Here is a 21,732-nt window from a genome sequence, read left to right on the forward strand (position 1 = left end):
CCACCCCGGCGAGATCGTTGAGCGCACTCGCGCGCTGCCCGCCGATGCCCTCGGTCACCAGGGCCCGCCCGGTGTCCTTCCACACCCGCCCCGCCTCGTCCGCAGCCCGCTCGAACGACTCCGGGCTGTAGTCCGGGTCCAGATGGTCCGGCCGCAGGACCTCGCCCCACCCCTGCCCGACGATCTCGTCCTCCGACGCGTGCGGATTGCCGACGGCGGCGTTCACCGCGACTTTCATCGTCCCCTCGACGTACCGGTCCTCCTCCCAGACGAGACCCGCCGCCAGCCCCAGCTTCGCCGCGATCGTGTTCGCGTCCTGGACCAGCGCCCGCACGCCCCACTCCCACCGCTCGCAGAAGTCCTCGAAGTCCGTCGACAGCCCGTGGTGACCGGTCTCCATCCCCGTCATCGACAGATCCGACAGCCCCTTGCCCATCAGCGACCCGGTACCGGTGCCGATCTCCCCCAGCTCCGCCACCGCCGACCGCAGCCCGGCGGTGATCCGCCGGACACTCTCGGGCGAGACCCCGAGATCCTCCGCCCCACCACCCATCAGCTCCCGCCCTCCCCGCCCACAACCGCCCCGTCCGGAACGATCCCCGACACCGGCGGAAAGAACATCGCCCCGTCCCCGTCGGCGACATTCACCGCCACCCCCGCCGGCACCCCCAGCGCCGGAACCACCTCATCCAGCAGCCGCGCCCCCCGCACCTCCGCGAACTCCCACGACCGCCCCGCCTCACCCCGCGCCGCCGCGAACCGCGCCAGCGCCTCCTCGTCCGTGAACCCGCACACCCACCGCACCCCGCCGAAGGACGCGGACCACAGCCCTCCCCGGTCCACCGGCACCAACACCAGCGAGCGCCGCAACTCACCCACCACCGCGCGGGGGTCCCCCACCCCCGCCCGCCGCTCGGCGATCCGCTCCGCCAACTCCGTACCCGTACCCGTCTCCGTACCCGTCTCCGTACCCGTCACGGAACCCCCTCCGGCTCTCGAACCCACCAGCACCGTAGGCCCCCGCCCGCGCCCCCCGCCAGGAAATCCGGCGGCGCGCGGGGGTCGCACAGGGGTCGGAATCGCTCCGGCCCGGGGAAACGCGAGCCGTGCGCCGCGCTCAGAACGCGTATCGCACGCGCAGCCACGGCGCGTGGGCCGCGATCAGCTTCCGCAGCCGGACGAGGGCCTCGTGCTTGACCTCGCGGGTGTAGCGGACGTTGAGGGCCCCGTTCTCCGAGCGCTTGGGCTCCTGGGCGGCCGGCTGCCACAGCAGCTCCTCGGCCCGTGGGTGCCAGCCGAGGTTGACCTCGTGGAGCGCCTTGTTGTGGGTGAGCATGATGATCTCGGCGGCGGCCTGCGCCTTCACCCGGCCGGGGAGGACGTCGTCGAGCTGGACGAGCAGCCCGGCCCAGTCGCGCTGCCAGCCGGGGCGCAGCACCACCGGCGAGAGGTTGAAGTGGACCTCGTACCCCGCGTCGAGGAAGTCGGCCGCGGCGGCGATGCGCTCCGCCACCGGGCTGGTGCGGATGTCCAGCAGACGGGAGTCGGCCGCGGGCATGACCGAGAAGCGCACCCGGGTGCGGCCCCGGGGGTCCAGCGCGAGCAGGTCGGGGTTGACGAACTTGGTGGCGAAGGAGGCCTTGGCGGTGGGCAGACCGCGGAACGCCGCGACGAGGTCGGCCGTGTTGTCGCAGACGAGGGCGTCGACGGAGCAGTCGCCGTTCTCCCCGATGTCGTACACCCAGGAGTGCGGATCGCACTGGTTCGGCTCCCGTTTCGGTCCCCGCGCCCGGACATGCCGCCGCACCTGGGCGACGATCGCCTCGATGTTGGTGAAGAGCGTGATCGGGTTGGCGTAGCCCTTGCGGCGCGGAACGTAGCAGTAGGCGCAGGCCATGGCGCAGCCGTTGGAGGCGCCGGGGGCGATCCAGTCGGCCGACCTGCCGTTGGGGCGGGTCGTGAGTGTCTGCCGTACGCCCAGGACCAGGGTCTCGGTCTTGACCCGGGTCCAGCGGGCGATGTTGCCGTCATTGCCGTGCAGGGACGGGATGCGCCAGTGCCCGGCCACCTCGGTGACGGGCACCCCCGGCAGCCTCGCCAGGATCTCGGCGCCGCGCGGGGAGGCGAGCGCGGCGGGCTCGGCGTACACCTCCCGGATGTCCAGCATCCGCCGCGCCTGGGGGCTGTCCCGGAATCCGCGTCCGCCGTGGTCCGGCGGGGCGGCGGGCAGGGTCTGGTCCCAGCCGAAGAGCGCCTGCTGCTCGGGCCCCTCCGGGGCGGACCCGGCCGCACGATGGTTCACGGCACCGCTCCTGTTCCGTTCGCGATCGGGGTGTCCGCCGCCGGCCGGGAGGCCCTCGGTGACGGCCCCCGGTCCGATCCGACCCTACGTGGAGGGGGCGGGGGGCGGGGCGGCCGTCCCGGGCGGGCGCGTCGGAGGGCGGGGGCAGCGCCATGGGCGGGACGACCGGCCGGCGGGCCGTTCCGGCGGAGTGTCGGCGCGGGGAAGCGGCGGGGGAGTGCCAGCATGGGCGGGTAACCGAGGCCCCGGTGGCCACCGGTCCACTGTCCACCAGTCCGGTCCGGTCCGGTCCACTGTCCACCAGTCCACCGCCCACCGGTCCGGTCCACCGCCGGGCGGCCCTCTCCCGGGAGCGGCCCGCGCGCCGCGCCGGGCGCACCGCGCCGGGCGCGGGGCGACCGGGTGCGGGGCGGTCACCGGGTACGAGGGGCCCCGAGCGCGGCAATGACCTGGTACGAGGGGCCCCGAGCGCGGCAATGACCTGGTACGAGGCCGCCGGGTGCGCGGCGCGGAGAGGCGGAACCCCATGGCAGCTCCACGCCCCCACTGGCTCTTCGGGGACCAGCTCGGACCGCATTTCACCGATCCGCGCCACGGCGGCCCCGACTCCCGCGCCCCGCTGATCATGATCGAGGCGCGCTCGGTGCTGCGCCGGCGCCGTTTCCACCGCGCCAAGGCCCATCTGGTGCTCTCCGCGATGCGCCACCGCGCGGACGAACTCGGCGACCGGGTCACCTATGTCCGGGCCGAGACCTACGCCGAGGGCCTGGAGCGGGCGGGGGCGCGCGGCGCGCTGACGGTCTGCCACCCCACCTCGCGCCGGGCGCGGGACTTCGCCGGCGCGCGGCAGGGCGTGGAGATCCTGCCGGCGAAGGGCTTCCTGGTGAGCCACGACGACTTCGCCGAGTGGGCCGCCCACGGCGATGGCCCCGGCTCCGGCTCCGGCCCCGGCTCCGGACCCGGGGGCGCCCACGGCAGTCCCCCGGGCGCCGGACACGCCATGCGGCTGGAGCGCTTCTACCGCTGGGTGCGCGAGCGCCACGACCTGCTCATGGACGGCGACGAGCCCCTCGGCGGCCGATGGAACCTCGACCACGACAACCGCGAGCCCCCGCCGCGCGGACAGGACACTCTCGGCGTCCCCGGCCCCTGGGAGCCGCGCGAGGACGCCATCGACGAGGAGGTCCGCCACGACCTCGACCGCTGGGAGCGCGACGGCGATGTCTCCTTCGTCGGCCGCGACGGCCCCAGACGCTTCGCCGCCACCCGGCGCGAGGCACTCGCCGCGCTGCGCCACTTCGTCACCCACCGGCTGCCGGACTTCGGGCGGTACGAGGACGCCGTGCTCGCGGCCGACCCGGTGATGAGCCACAGCCTGCTCTCCGCGCCCCTGAACCTCGGCCTGCTCGACCCCGCCGAGTGCGTGGGGCGCGCCGAGAGCGCCCACCGGGCGGGCGACGCGCCCCTGAACAGCGTGGAGGGCTTCGTCCGGCAGATCGCCGGCTGGCGCGAGTACGTCTGGCATCTGTACTGGTACTTCGGTGAGGAGTACCGCCACCGCAACGCACTGCGCCACACCGCGCCGCTGCCGCGCTGGTTCCTCGACCTGGACGCCGACGCGGTCACCGCCCGGTGCCTGTCGACGGTGCTCGCCCAGGTGCGGGACACCGGCTGGACCCACCACATCCCCCGCCTGATGGTGCTCGGCAGCCGCGCCCTCCAGGACGGCTGGGACCCGGCGGCCGTCACCGACTGGTTCCACCGCTGCTTCGTCGACGGCTACGACTGGGTCATGCTCCCCAATGTGGTGGGCATGTCCCAGTACGCCGACGGCGGTCTCATGACCACCAAGCCCTACACCTCCGGCGGCGCCTACCTCAACCGGATGAGCGACCTGTGCGGGCCGTGCGCCCACCACCCCGCCCATCGCACCGGCGACCGCGCCTGCCCCTACACCACCGGCTACTGGGCCTTCCTCCACCGCCACCGCGCCCGGCTCGCCGCCAACCACCGCACGGCGCGCGCGGTGAGCGGTCTCGACCGGCTCAAGGACCTGCCGGAACTCCTCGACACGGCCGCGCGGCGCGGCGACGCGCCGCCCTGACCTCGTCCGTACCGCCCCCGGGGGAGCCGCCCTGACCTCGTCCGTACCGCCCCCGGGGGAAGGGGCGGCGCGTCTCATGTCTGCGGGACCAGGTCGGCGCGGAGCAGATGGTGGTCCGAGTAGTCGGTGGGATGCACACCCTGCTCGCGCGGGGTGATGCCGCGCAGGAAGATGTAGTCGAACTTGCGGACCCAGTCGGTGGTCGGCTCGCAGGTGCCGGTGACCGAGGGCAGGCACTCGGTGTCGGTCTCCTTGGCCAGTTCCCATATCCGGCTGAGTTCGGGGGCCTCCGGGACGGCGTTGAAGTCCCCGAGGACGATCGCGCGTTCGTGCCGGGCGACATCCGCGCCGAGTACGCGGGTCTGGTCCGCCCGGACCTCCTCCTGGCGCCGGTGGGCGAGGTGGGTGTTGAAGACCCGGGCCGGCCGGCCCGCCACCGTGGTGGTGACGGCCATGTACCCGCGGTCCTCGGAACCGCCGTTCGGATACTCCACACTGACGCGGTCGGTCATCGGCGCCGCCGAGAGCACGGCCTGCCCGAAGGCCCCGGGGCTCCACGGCAGCCCGCCGCAGCGGCCCCGGTGCCGGAGCACCGCCCCGTACTCGACGTGGTAGTCCAGCCCGTAACGGCTCTCCAGATAGTCCCGGATCATCTCGACGTCCCGCACACAGGTCTCCTGCAAGCCGATGACCTGCGGCGCGTGCAGGGCGATCTCCGCCGCGCGGTCCGCGTTGCTCTCCTTGCAGGGGTTGCAGATGTTCCACGTCATGACCCGGTTCGGCACGACCTCCCGGACGGACTCGGGGGACGGTGACCCGGCGAGGTGGGCATCGCTCGGCGCGCTGGGGCCGATGAGCACCATGCAGGCCACGGTCAGAGCGCCCGCGAGCAGTCTTGTGGCCCTTCCGAGCACCATCGCCTCCCCAGAGTGAACACAGATCGCAACCGCCGTCTTCACGCACGAGGTTATGGGACAGCGCCCCCGGCACCCCCCGCGGTGCGCCGAATCCCCCTGCGGCCGGACGGAATCGCCGGTACGGAGAACGGACCACGGACGGCTGAGAACCGAGTGAGAGAAGAGTGAGAGCGGAGTGAGAGAGCACCGCGAGGGGCGCCGCGCACCGTGGGAGACGTGTGCACCCCGCACCAGCGGTGCGAGGCCCGCGCCGGGCGGCCGGCCGTACCCGCCGGGGCCCGGTCCCCGGTCCGGCGCCTCGGCGGGTACGCCTTCCGGCGCCTCGACGGGGGACGCCTTCCGGCGCCCCGGCGGGCACACCCGCGCACCCGCATCACCCACCAGGGAGGAACCCCATGTCATCGCACGCCCCCGAAGCCCCTGTCCCCGAGGCCCCCGTCCCCAAGGCCGGAACCCGGGAGTGGCTGGGCCTCGCGGTGCTGGCCCTGCCCACCCTGCTGATCTCTCTCGATCAGAGCGTGCTCTATCTGGCCCTGCCCCACCTCGCCGAGGCGCTGGAGCCGACCGGCGCGCAGACGCTGTGGATCATGGATATCTACGGCTTCCTGATCGCCGGATTCCTCATCACCATGGGCACGCTGGGCGACCGGATCGGCCGCCGCAAGCTGCTGATGATCGGTGCGGTGGCCGTCGGCGTCACCTCGGTGGCCGCCGCCTGCGCCACCAGCGCCGAGGCCCTGATCGTCACCCGCGCCCTGCTCGGCATCGCGGCGGCCACGCTGATGCCGTCCACCCTCGCCCTCATCGGCGACCTGTTCCGGGACCCGTACCAGCGGGGCCGTGCCATCGCGGTGTGGGCCGGCTGCTTCATGGGAGGCACCGCGCTGGGCCCGGTCGTCGGCGGCGTGATGCTGGAGTACTTCTGGTGGGGCTCGGTCTTCCTGCTCGGCGTGCCCGTCACGGTGCTGCTGCTGATCGCCGCGCCCGTACTGCTGCCGGAGCACAAGAACCCCCGCGCCGGCGGGATCGACCTGCTCAGCGTGGTGCTGTCGCTGGTGTCGATCCTGTCGGTCATCCACGGGCTGAAGGAGCTGGCGCGCCACGGCCTCGCGCCGGTGCCGGTCGCCGCGATCGCCGTCGGCGCGGCCGTCGGCGCGGTGTTCGTGTCGCGGCAGGGCAGGCTGGCCGATCCGCTGCTGGATCTGAGGCTCTTCAGGGTCGGCGCGTTCACCGCCGCGCTGCTGATCCTGATGGTCTCGATGCTCGGCACCGGCGGGGGCTATCTCTTCGTCACCGGCTTCGTCCAGATGGTCGAGGGGTACTCGCCGATGGAGGCGGGTCTGTGGATGGTGCCCGCGGCCGTCGCGTCGATCGCCGCCGCGCAGGTGGCGCCGGTCCTCGCGGGACGGTACGCGCTCAGCACCGTCATCGGCGCGAGTCTGCTCACCGGCGCCACCGGCTATCTGCTGCTCGTCCTCGTCGGCCCGGTCGGCGGGATGCCGCTGCTGATGACCGGGTTCGTGATCACATTCATCGCCGTGGGCACCTTCGGGGCGCTCGGCACCAACCTGGTCGTCGGCTCCGTACCGCCGGAGCGGGGCGGCTCGGCGGCGGCGCTCTCCTCCATCAGCGGTGACCTGGGCACCGCGCTCGGCATCGCCACGCTCGGCAGCCTGGGCACGGCCGTCTACCGGGACGCGATCGAGGTGCCCGACGGCATCCCGGCGTCCGCCGCCGACTCCGCCGGGGGAAGCATGGAGGGCGCGATCACGGCGGCCCGGGAGCTGCCAGCCGGGGCGTCCGACGCTCTGCTGACCGCCGCGGGGGAGGCGTACACCAGCGGGCTGAACGCGGTCGGCGCGACCTGCGCCGTGATCACCGTGATCAGCGCGGCCATCGCGTTCACGCTGCTGCGCGGGCGCCGGGGGGCGACCCCGAGCGGGGACGATCCGCGGGAGAGGGCCGGGGAACCGCTCTCGACGTCCTGACACTCCGGGGGCGGGCCCTGCCTCTCCCCCCGCTCCCGGGTCGGGGCCTCCCGGGTCGGGGCCTCCCGGGTCGGGGCCTCCCGGGCCGGGGCTTCCCGGATCGGAACCTCCGGATCGGAACCTCCGATCGGGATCGTTCGATCGGGATCGTTCGATCGGGATCGTTCGGATCGGCACATCCCGGCCAGGACCCGCCGCGCCGGGTTAGCGTGATCGCATGCACTTCGGGGTTCTCGGTTCGCTGGCGGTGTGGACGGCGGACGGCCGGACGGTCCGGCTCCCGGGGCTCAAAGTCCGTGCTCTGCTGGCCTGTCTCCTGGCGCACCGGGGACGGCCGGTCTCCGCGGACCGGCTGATCGACGACCTGTGGGGGACCGGGCCGCCCGGCAACCCGCTCGGTGTGCTGCACAGCAAGGTGTGGCAGTTGCGGCGGACGCTGGAGCGCGCCGAGCCGGGCGGCCGGGACCTCGTGGTCTCCCTCGCGCCGGGCTACGCGCTGCGGACCGGTCCGGACGCCGTGGACGCCGACCGCTTCCACGCCCTGGTGACGCGCGCGCGGGCGGCCGGCGGCCCCCGGCCGCGCGCCGCTCTCCTCGCGGACGCGCTGGCCCTCTGGCGCGGCCCCGCCTTCGCCGACTTCGCCGATGAGGAGTTCACCCGCGCCGCACGGGACCGGCTGGAGGAGCGGCGGCTGACGGCGCTGGAGGAGCAGGCCGAGGCGCGGCTCGACCTCGGTGAACACGCCCTGGTGGCCGACGAACTGGGCGACCTGGTCGCCCTGCACCCCCTCCGCGAGCGGCTGCGCGCCGCCCAGGTGCGGGCGCTCTATCTCGCCGGCCGGCAGAGCGCCGCGCTCAGCAGCTACGCCGATCTGCGCGGACGGCTGGCCGATTCCCTGGGCCTGGACCCCGGCCCCGAACTGGCCGCCCTGCACCAGGCGATCCTCACCCAGGACGCGGCACTGACCGCCGCCCCCTCCCCCGGCACGGCCGCCGCCCGCCCGCCGACGAACGTACCGACCTCCCTCACCGGACTGATCGGCAGGACGGAGGCGATCGGCGAACTGCGCGAGCTGCTGGCGGCGAACCGACTGGTGACGCTCATCGGCTCGGGCGGGGTCGGCAAGACGCAACTGGCGCTGGCGGCCGCCTCGCTGGTCACCGACGAGTTCCCGGGCGGCGTACGGCTCGTGGAGTTCGGCGCGCTCGACCCGTCACCGGACGGGGTGCGCACGACGCGCGAGCTGTACGAGGTGCTCGGCGCGGTTCTCCACGTACGGGACGACACGGCTTCGGGCCCGGGGTCCGGGGGCGCGCCGCCCTCGCCGGCCGAGCGGGTCGCCCAGGCGCTGGGCGAGCGGCCGGCCCTGCTGGTGTTCGACAACTGCGAGCATGTGGCCGCTCCGGTGGCCGAGCTGACCGAGCGGTTGCTCAGGGCCGTCCCCGCGCTGAGGATTCTGGCCACCAGCCAGGTCCCGCTGGGCGTCACCGGCGAGTACCTCCAGGAGGTGCCGCCGCTGCGGCGGCCCGGACCCGCGGCGGAGCTGAGCCCCGCGACCGTGCGCCGCTACAGCGCGGTGGAGCTGTTCGTGACGCGGGCGACCGCGGCGGCACCGCGCTTCGTGCTCGACGCGGCCAATGTCGGGGCGGTCGTGTCGATCTGCCGGCGGCTCGACGGGATTCCGCTCGCGCTGGAGATGGCGGCGACCCGGGTGCGGGTGCTGGGGGTGGCGGAGCTGGCGGCGCGGCTGGACGACCGCTTCCCTCTGCTGGCCTCCGGGGTGCGCGGCGCCCCGGCGCGCCAGCGGACCCTGCGGGCGGTCATCGACTGGAGCTGGGAGCTGCTCGGCGACCGGGAGCGGACGGTGCTGCGCCGTCTCGCGGTGCACGCCGACGGCTGCACCCTCGACGCCGCCGAGGAGGTCTGCGCCGGGGACGACCTGGACCGCACGGAGGTGCTCGACCTGGTCGCCCGGCTGGTGGACTGGTCCCTGGTGGTCATGACGGACGGCCCGGACGGGCCCCGGTACCAGCTCCTCGAATCGGTCACCGCCTACTGCGTCGAACGCCTCACCGACAGCGGCGAGTCCGACGGCGTCCGGCGCGCGCACCGCGACTACTACACGGCTCTGGCCGAACGGGCCGAGCCCCATCTGCGGGGTCACGGCCAGCGGCGGTGGCTGCACCGCCTGGACGCGGAGACCGCGAATCTGCGTACCGCGCTCGACTGCGCGGTGCGGTGCGGCGACGCCGATCGCGCGCTGCGTCTGACGAACGCGCTGAGCTGGTACTGGTATCTGCGCGGCCGGAGCAACGAGGCCAGGCGGTCCCTGACCGTGGCGCTGTCGCTCGGCGGCGCACCGCCGGCCGCGGTGGCCAGGGCCACGGCCCTGCTGGGCGGTTTCCGGCTGGTGCTCGGCGGGGTCGCCGACCCGGTGGCCGAGTACCGCGCCGCGCTGCTGCCGTACGAGGAGGTGGACGACCCGGGAGGGCGGGCCAGGGCCCAGTGGTTCCTCGGGTCGAGCCTCTACGGGATCGGTGATGTGGCGCCGAGCGAGGAGCTGGTCCAGCGGGCGCTGACGGCTTTCCGGTCGCTCGGTGACCGCTGGGGCACGGCTGCGGCCCTGGGCAGCCGGACGTACCACGCGAATCTGCGCGGAGACCTCGCCGCGCTGCGCCGGGACGGCGAACGGAGCCTGGAGCTCTTCCGTGAACTGGGCGACCAGTGGGGGCAGCTCCAGGCATCGGTGCCGCTCGGGACGCTGGCCGAGATCACCGGCGACTACCGGCGGGCCGGGCGCCTGTACCGGGAGGGGCTGCGCATGGCCGAGGACCTGGGGCTGTGGCCCCAGGTCTCCTTCCACCTCTCCGGCCTCGGCCGGGTCGCGCTGCTGACCGGGGACCTGCCCCGGGCCCGGGACCTCCACGAGCGCGCCGCCCGGCTCGCGGCGGGCCAGTCGGACAGCTTCGGCGAGCAGTACGCCGAGACCGGCCTCGCCCTCGGCGCCCGCCGGGCCGGTGACCCGGACGCGGCCGAACGCCATCTGCTCCGGGTGCTCGACCTGCACCGCCGCATGGGCTACGAGCCGGCCAGACCCTCGCTGATCCTGGTCGAACTGGGCTTCCTGGCGGAGGCCCGGGGCGACGCCCCGGCCGCGCTGACACTCCAGCGGAACGCCCACACGGCGGCCCGCGCCACCGGCGACCCCCGGGCGATAGCCCTGACCCTGGAGGGCCTGGCCGGAGCCCACTCCCTCTCCCCCCACCCCACCCAAGCGGCCCGCCTCCTGGGCGCGGCCACCACAACCCGCCACTCGGTCCACGCCCCCCTGCGCGGCGGCGAACGCTTCGACGTGGACCGCATCGCCACCCGCCTCATATCCGCCCTGGGCGAGGCCCGCTATGCCGCGGAGTTCGCCATGGGCGGGGCGACGGCCCCGGAGGAGTACTTGGCGGAGCCGCCTTCCTGATCCCCCGCGGAACGGGCACGCGACCCCTGAAGCGGTCCGGACAACACGAGAGCCCCGGGCCATCGGCCTGGGGCTTTTATGTGGAGCGGGTGACGAGAACCGAACTCGCGCTCTGAGCCCGGGAATCTGGAGCGTCACCGGATTGGGTGGGCTGCCGACCCGGGTGAAGAGCCGGTAGCTGTCCTTGGCGGGCCCGGCTGTCCTGACCGTGGCCCCCTCTGTTATCCGCCCGATCCGGTGCGCTTGTGGCGCAGGGCCAGGGGCACTGAATCGCGCGCCTGGCCGCCGTGATCCTCGTGAGCGTGGGGCCTGCGCGGTTGTCCTGTCACCGGCCGTCGTCGGTCCGGCGGCGGACGGGTCCCCGGCGCGGCCGGCGATCTTCCGAGCGGCGCCGTCACCAGGCACACCAGCGCCTGTCGCCGCTCAGTGTCGCTTTGGGCCCCGCTCTTCCGCCCACACGGTGCTTTTCTCGATCGCAGGGCCGTTGACCCGGACCGCGCCCGCCGTGTAGGCGACCCAGAGCAGATCCTGGCATCCGAAGAAGGATTCCCCCCAGCTGTCCACCCAGATGTGGACGCGGGACGGTCCGACCTGTGTGGCGTCCCACCACTCCCAGCCCCTGGAGTCCTCGTCGGGGTCGAAGCGGTACAGCCAGTCCTGTAGTTCCCATGGCCGGCCGCCGCCAGTGTGCTCTGCATACCCGTCTCGGCCGGCCTGTGCGAACTGCGGGGACTGCTCCTCATTCCTGGAACTCACAGCGGCGAACCAGTCCGGGACACCGTCGGCCGGTAGGCTTTCCTGATCGAAATCCGCAGTGCTGCCCAGTTGCACGGCGGGTGAGAGTGCCGACCGCAGGCGCCGTTCGTACTCCGCGGCGTTCCCGGACACATCGATGACGAAGAGGGAGAGGACGGGCGGTGCGGTATCGGCACTCGGGCGATCCCGGAGCCGCTGGAGCTCGGCGGTGAGGCTGTCGCTGGTGTGCATCATTGGAGGAGACTCACCCTTCTTGGACCACGCGTCCCGATCCGGGGACGATAGCATCCCGCAACCCGTCGAGCATTTTGTCGGGAATCCCGTACAAATGTGGCCCCTTGGTGGGGTCCGAGATCTCGGGATATTCCTTCAGGAGTGCCTTCCATTCCTGCCGTGTGAATGCGTCGCCATCCGGATGGTCGGCCTTGTTCTGTGGAAGCGCGTTCTCGTGAATGGAATCGCGATATGACTTGGATATTTCATAGGACACAATCTGTCCGCCGTCCGAACGGAATTCGACAGTGTGCTTGATGTCCCCGCTCATATTGAGGTAGAGCTTGCCGTGCCCGGTGATCGTCACCTCCCCGTTGTCGCCGATATGGACGCGCTGGCTCAGCGGATGGTCCGTCTGTTTGCGATAGACCGTCACCATCTCGTCCGGGCACCCGACAGGCGCCAGTCCGAGAGGGTCGGCCGAGGTGTGAGGGTTGTTGACGTAGGTCGCGGGGTTCGGGGCCGGTACGAGTCCGAGCGGGTCCGGCGTCAGATAGCGGGCCGTCTCCGGGTCGTAGTGGCGGAAGTAGTTGTAGTGCAGACCCGTTTCCGGATCGAAGTACTGACCGGGGAAGCGCAGCGGGGTGTAGGCGGTGGAGGCACGCGACCACGCGGTGGTGCCCCACAACGTGGTGCGAGTACGCCAGGCGATGTCGCCGGACTCGTCGACAAGTTCGGTGGGTGTTCCGACGAGGTCGGTGACGATGGCGAAGAAGCGCCGGTCGACCACGTCCTGGGAGGCATCGGCCGAGGTGATGCGTTCGGTCTGGGCGAGCGGACGCATTCCGGAATGGTCCCAGGTGAGGACCACCGGGTGGGGTAGACCGGTGGAGGTGGTGGTCTGTTCGCAAAGGGTGGTGCCGTCCCAGGTGAAGGTTGTCTGCTCGGCGACGGTGACGCCGTCGTCGGCGAGACGCTGCTTTGCTGTCCGGCGTCCGAGCGGGTCGTAGAGATAGCGCCACCGGGTGCCGTCCGGGGTGACGACGCCGGTGAGGCGGTCCTCGGCATCCCACTCATAGCGCCAGGTGTCGGGTTTGCGTGACAGCCGTGTCTTCTGGCGCAGGACGATGCGGCCGGCGGCGTCGTGCTCGTAACGGACCGCTCCAGCCCGGGTGATGCGGGTCCCGCTGTACGTGCGCGGGCCGGTCGCCTCTTGACCGGGCATGGACGCGGGCCACGAGGCCTCGGTCTGGTTGCCTGCCTCGTCGTAGGTATACGACTCGCGCCAGCCGTCCGCGTGGACCGCGGTGACACGGCCGGCCGGGTCGAGGTCGAAGCGCCGGGGCCCGGAGAGATCGTCATCAATGCCGGTCAGCATCCCGTCGGCTCGATAGCCGTACGTGCGGCGGCTGAGGCTGTGCCCACCGGAGGAAGTCTCCTGGCCGGTGACGCGTCCAGCCGAGTCCCACTCGGTCGTGAACGTCAGCATCTCCCCGAAACGGCGTACCAGTTCACGGCCGGCTGCATCGCGGTCGAAGTTCACCTCATGCCCACCACTGGTCTGCCGGACGAGCCGCCCGGCCGCGTCGTACGTATAGGTGGCGAGCTGCCCGGTGGGGGTCACCCGGCGGGTGCGCCGGCCCAGTGCGTCGTAGGCGTGCGTGGTGACCCGGCCGTCGGCCAGCTCTGTCCTGACCCGGCCACGTGTGGCGATCCGCTGCTGACCATTGTTCACCGCTGCGACTGGCGCGTTGTGGCACGGCAGGTCGGTTCCCGCCATGGGTTGGGGTCCGCGAGCCGTGTGTCCACCTGCAACGCACCTTCGCACTTGCGACAGCGCCACTGTGACGGCCATGTGTAGCCGTGATGAGTTCCGTTCGTCCCTGGAATGCGTCCCGAGTGCAGATGGCGCTACTGCTGGCTTGAACTGGGTGAATCGACCGAAAAGGTCCGTGGTGGACAGGTCGTCCGGCGGTTGCCCACGCAGTTGGATGCGCAAGCGCGACCGTCATGGTCTGAGTCGATCATGGTCTGCTTCTACGGTGATCCCTGTCGATTCCGCGGACGGCCGATGTGGCTCAAAGGGGACCACGGGAGTCTTATTTGCAAGGCTGTTAGTCCCGCCGCAGGTGGGAATCATCGACTGCGGTGTGGGTTATGGAGTATTGCCATGACCTCAGTTGCCCTCGCGATGATGCGTCCGCTAATGTCCAGCGACATGATGGTGCGTCAAAGATGCGCCCGTAGGGGGGACTCTGATCATGCTCACGCCTTCAAAGCCGGTGACCACTGGCCTGCCCACAGAGCTCAGGGAGATCCGCAAGGGGGTTATGGCAAACGGTGTCATCGACTGCGAGAGCCTGCTGGCTATCGTCAACGATGCCCAAGAGGTTGAGGATGCCAGCAAGCGCGCCCAGAAGGCTGGACAGCCGATCAGTGAGTATGCTCGAACGCGCGCCGAGATCCAGCGGCTCCTTGGCACTGCGAGCAGCAAAAAGGCTAAGAACGTCGGCGAGTATGCCGACTACATTGCGGCCGGTCTGCGAGGAGACCTCGATGACCACTGGTCGCTGCCGCAGATCACCTTGTGGTCGCCGCGACCGCTGGTCATCTCTGATGATGGGGCGTCGGCCCTGCCGATCAAAGACGGGCTCTACGTTCTCGACAGCGAGACTCAGGTTACTGCCTGGCACCGGATCAAGAAGCACCCGGCCGCGTACGGCCTGGGGGACTGTGATTTCGGTGCGATCCCTCTGTCATTCGAGATCTTCCACGGCATCAGCGTCATGGCCGCCCGCCAGATCTTCCATGACCGCAACCTGAAGGGCGTTCCGGTCGACAAGTCCTTGGCCATGTCCATGGACGGCCGTGACTTCGGCACCACCGTGACGCGCAAGCTGATGGAGTCGTTGAAGGTGCCGGCCGGTGAGACCACGGTTCCACTGTCCGACCTGATTCTCACCGGTAAGCGCCAGGTGGCGGACAAGGCCGTGGAGTGGATGACGATGTCGGTCCTGCGGACCCTTGTCGCCACGGCGATGCTCGGCAAGGCCGGCATCCACGCCGCGTCGACCGGCATCGAGCACGAGGATATTCCCGCCACCGAGAGCGGCGACCGTCCGGACAAGGCCGTTGTCCAGCGTGAGGTCATGGAGACGGTTGGCGCGTTTCTCCAGGAGAACGCCATGCTCTTCCACAACAAGACTGCCGTTACTGCCCCCGCCGTGGTGGCTGGCCTTGGCGCGACCATGAACCGCACCATGTCCTGGAGCTCTGACCCCATGCCCGAGGGTGTCACCCTTGAGCGCATGTTGGAGGGAATCGAGTGGGAGCGCGAGGCGAAGTACTGGGGTGGTGTCGCGGCCAAGGTAACCGACCGAGGAGCTGTCTCCTGGGCCGGCGGCGCCCGTGACTCCGGCCACAAGGTCTACGACGCGTTGAACCATCCGGAGAGCGACACGGGAAAGCAGATTCGCGGACGGTTCTAGTTTCGTCTCTTGCGACAGGCTTGAAATCTCTCAGCTAGGTCCGCCCGGGTTCGGATCCAGGAATCCGAGTACTGCCAAGCAGGTGGGAATCTGCCCCTGACCAGCAAGTTTGGCAGGGGCCGATTTTGCTGCGGTCTGCGGTTCGAAGCCGTGCCTCCACCAAGGTCCCCTTGTTCTGGCACAGCTCGGTGACCTTGATCCGGCGCAAGGAAGGTCTAGACGCGCCCTCATCTGTGAGAAGGCTGATGAGCTTTCTCACGGTCCACCTGGTGCCTAGGCGGTGTGCGGTACCTGAGAAGGTCTAGACAACATAAAAGCCCCGGGCCATCGGCCTGGGGCTTTTCTGTGGAGCGGGTGACGAGAACCGAACTCGCGCTCTGAGCTTGGGAATCATCCGGCACTTGGCGTGGGCCACCCTGCCGACCTGCGGGTATGCCCCTCTCGGGGCTGGTTCCGCAGAGTGGGTCGACCCGCTGCTGACCGTTGTTCACCCCTGTGACTGGCACGTTGTGGCACGGCTCCCGGGCTCCGGGCCGGATGGGTGGCTCCCATCAGTGGGCCCGCCCGCGCCCCTGTCCGATTGCCAGGCAGCGCTCGCCGCGACGGCGCTGTGCTGCCGTGGAAGGCGCCGTTCAGGCGCGGGCGTCCTGGCCACAAGGGCTCCTCATCGATCGGAACTCCCGCCCCGGCGGGTGGCGAGCCAGCAGAGTCATTCATCGGTGGCGTTGACCGATGCCTGTGCCCACTGCCGCCGCCCGGTGATTTCCTGCTCGTCGAGTCCGCAGGTGGCGCGTTTTCGTGTCGCCGATCCAGTCGGATCCGCCCTGTCGCGCTTGCAAGTCGCTCAGGTCGAAGGAGGCGCGGGCATGGCACCGTCCGAGCTCCTGGAGCCGGCATGGTACAAGCGGTTCGGGGCGGCCTGTACGTCGAGATGTCGGGGCGACCAGCGAGAGAGGTAAACCCAAGGCCCGCCCCACTCACCAGTTCTCGTAGTCCTCGATCAGGCGGGCCACGAGCCGGTGGAGCGCTGCTGCCCTGTTCAAGTCCTCCCGCTGTTCGCGCAGGGCCCGCTCGGTCGACCGGAGTCGGTGCCAGGCGTCTGGTTCCTTGTCCATCACATCGTCGACCAACGGCTGGGTGATCAGTGCGAGGCACTCGGCCAGTCGCAGCCTGGTGGATGGCGTCGGCGGCGCCGGATCGGCGGCGGCGTACCCAGTAGTCAGGTATCGGACAGGGTCGGCCAGGCTCCAGCCGACGACCGCCCCGGCCTGGACCAGGAACACCAGGTCGGGGGCGATACCGATCCGGGCATCCAGCGGAGTGTCGAGGACCGCGAGATCCCGAAGGCAGGCCAGTTCCGTCGCTTCGCGGTCGCAGCACAGCACCGTTGTCTGCGCGAGGGCGAAGTCGAGTGCCTCCTCCGCGCGGAGCCCGCCCCGGACGGCCCGGGGCTCGGTGGACAGGCGGGCCCCGGCCTCTGCCGGGGCGGATACGGCGGGCAGGTGGAGCCCCACGCCGACCAGCTCGCGGCTGCCGTTGTCGAACAGAAGGTCGTCGTTCTCCGACCCCAGCCACTCCTGGCTTCCGAAGGCACCGGGCAGTAGCCGCTCGAATCCTGCCCGGTTGGTGAACTCACCGACGATCAATTGAGGGATGTCGAGGGCGAGGCGCGGGACGGATGTCAGCGGAGTGCCCGTCACCACGGCGCGAAGGGTGTCCAGGGCGATATCCACAGGTGTCCCACCTCATCGGATTTGATCGGCGGGCGCCAACGTGCCGCCTCGGCTGTCCGGAATATTGCCGTTCACAATATCGTCATGGGTCACCGGCAGGCCGGGGTCGTCGGGCGACCCGCCGAATGCCTTCGCACCGCTTTCCCCTCGGGTCCCCGAAGGACCGTACGCGGTGATGACATCGCCCGCGCCGGCACCTGGCCCCTTGGTAATCACGACGTCTTCTCCTTGCCGGAAGGTGAGGTTCCCCCGCTGCCCCTGGGAGTGGTAGACCGCGTCGGGGTTCTTGAGGATCTCCAGAACCCGGTCGTCGCTGAACTGGTGTCGTGTGTCGGCGTGGTAGTTGCCGGACTTCCTCATCTTCCCTTCCTGGGCCCGTTCGATCACCTGGTCGGAAACCTTCCGGGCCCTCTCCTTGGGACACTTCGGCATGAGGCCCAGCGGATCGCACCATGTGAAGGGGTTGTCGACGTAGGCGACGGGATTGGGCCCGGGCGCCAGACCGAGAGGGTCGGGGGAGACGTAGCGGCCGGTTTCCGGATCGTAGTGGCGGAAGAGGTTGTAGTGGAGGCCGGTCTCCGGGTCGTAGTACTGGCCCGGAAAGCGCAGAGGGGTGTAGGCGGTACTCGTCCGGGCCCAGGCAGTGGTACCCCAGATGGTGGTGCGGGTGCGCCAGGCTATGTCGCCCGACTCGTCGACGAGTTCGGTGGGGGCACCGACGAGGTCGGTGGCGATAGCGAAGAATCGCCGGTCGATCTCGTCCTGACGGGTGTCCGCGGTCAGGATGCGTTCGGTCTGGGCGAGAGGGACTCCGGCGCGGTGATCCCAGGTGAGGACAACGGTGTTCGGGAGATCGGGCTCTCGCATGGTCTGTTCACAGAGGGTGAGGCCGTCCCAGGCGAACCTGACCTCTTCGACGACGGTCCCGCCGTCGGTGGACAGGCGCTGCTTGGCGGTGCGACGTCCCAGCGGATCATATCTGTAGCGCCAGCGGGTGCCGTCCGGGGTGATCACCGAAGTGAGACGGCTTTCGGCGTCCCATGTGTAACGCCAGATTTCGGGCTTGCGGGAGAGCCGGGCCCTTCGGCGGAGGGTGACGCGCCCCAGGTCGTCGTACTCGAAATGGCTGCCTCCGGCCCGAATGAGCTTCGTGCCGGTGTAGGACCTGGGTCCGGTGCCGTCGCTGCCCGGATGTGTGGCAGGCCAGACGGCCTCGGTCTGGTTGCCGTTGGCGTCGTAGGCGTAACGCTCTGTCCAGCCTCGCGCATGCACCGCGGTGACCCGGCCGACCGCGTCGAGGTCGAAGGTACGTGAGCCCGACAGCCGGTCGGACAGTTCAGCGAGATGACCGTCCGAGCGGTAGGCGTAACTCCGGCCGTTGAGTGCGCGGCCATCGGCGTTCAGTTCCTCGGCAGAGAGCCGTCCGGCCTCGTCCCAGGCCGAGGCGACGGTGAAGAAGCCGCCGAATACGCGGGCTGTTTCCCGCCCGGCGACATCGTGGGTGAAGCCGACCCGGCAGCCTCCTGCCGTCAGGTGTGCGGGTCGTCCACCGCTGTCGTAGGCGTACGTGGTCACTTGCCCGGTGGGTGTAGTGCGGCGAGTACGGCGCCCCGCAGCGTCGTACGCGTAGTCCATGGCGTATCCGTCCACCAGCTCGGTCTTGACCTGGCCTCGGCGGTCGTACCGGTAGAGGAGTTCGCTGTCCGGGCTCGACGCCTGCAGAAGGCGTCCGGCGTGGTCGTAGCTGTAGACGGTCACTCGCCCGTCGGCATCCTTCTCGATGACTCGACCGAGCCGGTCGCGCTTGAACGAGATGGTCTGGCCGAGGGCGTCGGTGCGGGAGCTGAGCTGTCCGTCGGCGTCGTAGTGGTAAGACACGGTGCGGCCGTCGAAGTCGGTCTCCGAGATCATGCGGCCGGCCGCGTCGTACGCGTAACCCCATGTCATCCCCAGGGGATTGACCACCTGGGTGAGCTGCAGATGGGCGTCGTAGCGGAATGAGTAGCGGGCTCCATCCGGATGGGTGCGGGCCGTCGGCAGGTCGAAGTGGGTGTAGTCGAAGGACGAGACGCCGCCGACCGGATCGGTGTGGGTGAGGCAGTTGCCCTCGCCGTCGTATGTCCACGATTCGGTGGCGCCGCCCGGGGCCACCCTGCGGGCCAGTCGGCCGTCCGCGTCCCACTCGAGACGGGTGGTGCCGCCGACGGGATCAGTGATGAGCACAGGGCGCCCCAGTGCGTCGCGCTTCACATGGGTGGTGCCACCCGTGGGATCCGTCACCTCCGTCGGCATACCGGCTGCGTCACAGCGGATCGTGGTGGTGGCCCCGAGCGCGTCGGTGACCGAGGTCGGCCGCCCCTGTGCGTCGAAGTTCCAACGGGTGGTGTGCCCGGCCGCGTCGGTGGCGGCTGTCAGGTTGCCCTGCTCGTCGAACTCCTGCAGACGGCGCGCGCCGTCCGGTCCTCGCGTTTCCATGTGGCTTCCCGACGGGTCGCGCTTCGTCGTGAGCCGACTGCCGTCGGGGCGGGTGACGGTGAGCAGGTGACCTTGTTCGTCGTACATGAAGTCGGTGACGCGGCCGAGCGGGTCGGTACGGGTGAGGTGTCTGCCGTGGCTGTCGTACGTGTACCGAGTGGTGTGGCCGAGCGGGTCGGTGGTGGCAAGGACCCGGCACCTGGCGTCGATCAGGTGCCGGGTGGTGTGGCCGTCGGCAGTGGTCAGGGTGGTCACGCGGTGGCCTGTGGCGGGGGAGGGGCGACTGTAGGAGAGCGCGAGTGCGACGTGCCCCGCCTCGCCTCCTGCCGCGATCACCCGGTCGTGCTCGTCGTACACATACGCGTACCGGCTCCGGTTGGAGTCGGTCCAGGCCGTGATCCGGCGGGCGTCGTCGTATTCGAGGCTGAGGGCTGACCCGGACGGTTGGGTGATGGCGGAGAGGTTGCCGGACTCGTAGCCGTAGGACCTCAGGGGATGGATCGTTCCCGTGCCGTCCATCAGACTCAGTCCGGTGACTCGGCCCTCGGCCACGGTCAGGACGAGGCGGTGGCCAGCCGAGTGGACGAGGGCCAGGGGCGTGCCGTCGTCAGCGCGGTCCAGGGTAATGGTGTTGTTGTTGCGGTCGGTGATCTGGACGAGCCAGGCGGTGCCGTCGTTCCCGGGCTCAGCCCAGGGAGGGCCGGTGAAGTGCTTGGTCAGCCGGGTCTCGGGGTCGGTGAGCGTGTAGTCGCCGGCGTCGTCGCGGCTCAGGGCGCTCCGTGAGGTCCCTGATTCCGGAAGCGTGCGCAGCCCCGGTACCGGGTGCGGGTAGGTGATCAGCAGCCCGTTGTCGGTGATGTGGATGACACCGGTGGCGTCGATCTGCAGGCGTTCGTCGACGGTGGAGGACCAGGAGGGGCCGAAGAACCGGCCCGCGGTGTAGCCCGACTCCGCCCGGCGGGTGAAGGAGAGCGGCAGCACGCCCGGGAGGACCACATCGGTCTGAGGCAGGAACATGCGGCCGGAGGCGAGATCGACCGGGTCGGTGCCCCCGGTCGTACGTTCACCGTCCGGGCGGTTGTGGGTGCCCTCGGGAGCGGCGCGTTCGAGCTTGCGGGCGTCGTTGGCCAGGTCGGCGGCCTCTTTTGCGACGCGGGCGCCTTTGACGCCGGCTCCGGCACCGCCGGTGGCGGCGGTGAGGAGGAGGTCGGGGACGAGTCGGCCGAAGCCTTCGGCGGGGTCCTTCATGAAGTTGCTGATCATCTGTTTGCCGGCGCCCGCGGGGTCGTTGGCGACCTGGACGAGGCCGGCGGCGGTGTTGTTGAGGGCGAGGGCGTACTCGGCGGGGTGGGTGAGGTTGTAGGGGTCGAGGGGGTTGAGGCTGCGGGCGAAGGTGACCAGCCCGGCCGTGCCCTTGACGATTCCCGCGCCGAAGTGGGTCCTGAGGACCTCGTACTCCGCCAGGCCGTCCGCGGCCTGCGCGGCGTACGAGGGTTTGGGCGGGGCCGCGTCCCGGGCCGCGGCCACCGCCGCGCGCGCCGTGGCCGCCGCGGTATTGCGCTGTTTGCGTGCCTCGGCGAGGAGTTCCTGCGCCTGCTCCATCCGCGCCCTGCCCGGGTCGGAGAACTCGCCCGGCTTCGGCGGCAGCGAGGAGGGGTCCCGCTGGTCTGCGGGCTTCGCGTTGTACTGGTCGGCCGCCTTGTTGTAGGACGCCACACTCGCGTTGTGCGCGTCCAGAGCGTCCGTGGACGCCTTCGTCCCCGCCTTCCACAAGCCGATCGCCGTCTGCGCCTGCCCCTGCGCCCACTCCACCGTCCCCGCGAACGCCTCCAGCGCCCCGGCGGCCTTCTCACACGCGTCAGCGGCCCTGAACCACTTCGGCGGCTCGATCTGCACCGTCGCCCGGAACGCGTCCGCCGCCTGCCCCTTCAACGACGCCGAATCCAGACCCCCCAGCCCCCTGCCGACACTGTCGAACGCCTTCTGGAGATCCTTCAGATGCGAGGCCGTCGACCGCAGCTTCGACGGCGACCCGTGGACCAGCTTGGTCTTGTCCTCGCTCTGCCCTAGGTCGAGTTCGTCGACTTCGGCGCCCATGCGGTTGGCCAGCGAGCGGGACTTGTCCCGGACCCAGTCCGACCCCGACTCCCAGCCGACGTCATCGAGCCGGTCTGCCGTCCAGTCCCCCGCATCCTCGACCCGCTCACCGACCCACTCGGTCCCCTTCTCAACCGCGTCCTCCACCACATCCGGCGTCAGATCACTGACAATGTCCCCGATACCCACG

11 protein-coding genes and 1 pseudogene are annotated in these 21,732 nt (G+C 70.8%); 4 read left to right on the forward strand and 8 right to left on the reverse strand.

Annotated features, from left to right (window positions below):
• The 3 genes from ACWCRA_RS33150 to ACWCRA_RS33160 all read right to left on the reverse strand — a co-directional run.
• A partial coding sequence (locus ACWCRA_RS33150) for a hypothetical protein (protein ID WP_451069319.1) occupies nt 1–556 on the reverse strand: 556 nt, incomplete at its 3' end.
• Nucleotides 553–978, reverse strand: a complete 426-nt coding sequence (locus ACWCRA_RS33155; RefSeq protein WP_451069309.1) for a hypothetical protein — start codon at nt 976–978, stop codon at nt 553–555. The genes ACWCRA_RS33155 and ACWCRA_RS33150, both read right to left, overlap by 4 nt.
• A gap of 139 nt (nt 979–1,117) precedes the next feature.
• Nucleotides 1,118–2,302, reverse strand: a complete 1,185-nt coding sequence (locus tag ACWCRA_RS33160) for a spore photoproduct lyase family protein (protein ID WP_451069310.1) — start codon at nt 2,300–2,302, stop codon at nt 1,118–1,120.
• A gap of 526 nt (nt 2,303–2,828) precedes the next feature.
• Here ACWCRA_RS33160 and ACWCRA_RS33165 point away from each other — a divergent pair.
• Nucleotides 2,829–4,406: a cryptochrome/photolyase family protein gene (locus ACWCRA_RS33165; RefSeq protein WP_451069311.1), complete on the forward strand. Its 1,578-nt coding sequence runs from the start codon at nt 2,829–2,831 to the stop codon at nt 4,404–4,406.
• A gap of 74 nt (nt 4,407–4,480) precedes the next feature.
• Here the strand turns inward: ACWCRA_RS33165 and ACWCRA_RS33170 are convergent, their stop codons facing one another.
• A complete protein-coding gene (locus ACWCRA_RS33170) occupies nt 4,481–5,323 on the reverse strand; it encodes an endonuclease/exonuclease/phosphatase family protein (protein WP_351549658.1) in 843 nt (280 codons plus the stop codon).
• Nucleotides 5,324–5,718: 395 nt separating this feature from the next.
• On the opposite strand from ACWCRA_RS33170, the gene ACWCRA_RS33175 reads away from it, so the two are divergent.
• Complete coding sequence (locus ACWCRA_RS33175; protein WP_451069312.1) at nt 5,719–7,311, forward strand: MFS transporter; 1,593 nt, start codon at nt 5,719–5,721, stop codon at nt 7,309–7,311.
• Between the two features lie 217 nt (nt 7,312–7,528).
• Entirely contained in the window at nt 7,529–10,780 is a 3,252-nt protein-coding gene (locus ACWCRA_RS33180) for a BTAD domain-containing putative transcriptional regulator (protein ID WP_451069313.1), read from the forward strand.
• Nucleotides 10,781–11,203: 423 nt separating this feature from the next.
• Here ACWCRA_RS33180 and ACWCRA_RS33185 read toward each other — a convergent pair whose 3' ends face one another.
• Nucleotides 11,204–11,767, reverse strand: a complete 564-nt coding sequence (locus ACWCRA_RS33185) for a hypothetical protein (protein WP_451069314.1) — start codon at nt 11,765–11,767, stop codon at nt 11,204–11,206.
• A 13-nt stretch (nt 11,768–11,780) separates the two neighbouring features.
• Nucleotides 11,781–13,451, reverse strand: a pseudogene (locus tag ACWCRA_RS33190) (RHS repeat-associated core domain-containing protein); the annotation flags it as partial.
• A 559-nt stretch (nt 13,452–14,010) separates the two neighbouring features.
• Here ACWCRA_RS33190 and ACWCRA_RS33195 point away from each other — a divergent pair.
• Complete coding sequence (locus tag ACWCRA_RS33195; protein WP_451069315.1) at nt 14,011–15,237, forward strand: DNA sulfur modification protein DndB; 1,227 nt, start codon at nt 14,011–14,013, stop codon at nt 15,235–15,237.
• Between the two features lie 977 nt (nt 15,238–16,214).
• Here the strand turns inward: ACWCRA_RS33195 and ACWCRA_RS33200 are convergent.
• Together ACWCRA_RS33200 and ACWCRA_RS33205 are read right to left on the reverse strand one after the other, a co-directional pair.
• Complete coding sequence (locus ACWCRA_RS33200) at nt 16,215–16,970, reverse strand: hypothetical protein (protein WP_351549666.1); 756 nt, start codon at nt 16,968–16,970, stop codon at nt 16,215–16,217.
• Between the two features lie 12 nt (nt 16,971–16,982).
• Nucleotides 16,983–21,731: a putative T7SS-secreted protein gene (locus ACWCRA_RS33205; protein ID WP_451069316.1), complete on the reverse strand. Its 4,749-nt coding sequence runs from the start codon at nt 21,729–21,731 to the stop codon at nt 16,983–16,985.
• Nucleotide 21,732 lies beyond the last annotated feature (1 nt).

This window comes from Streptomyces sp. NPDC001889, from assembly GCF_053594535.1.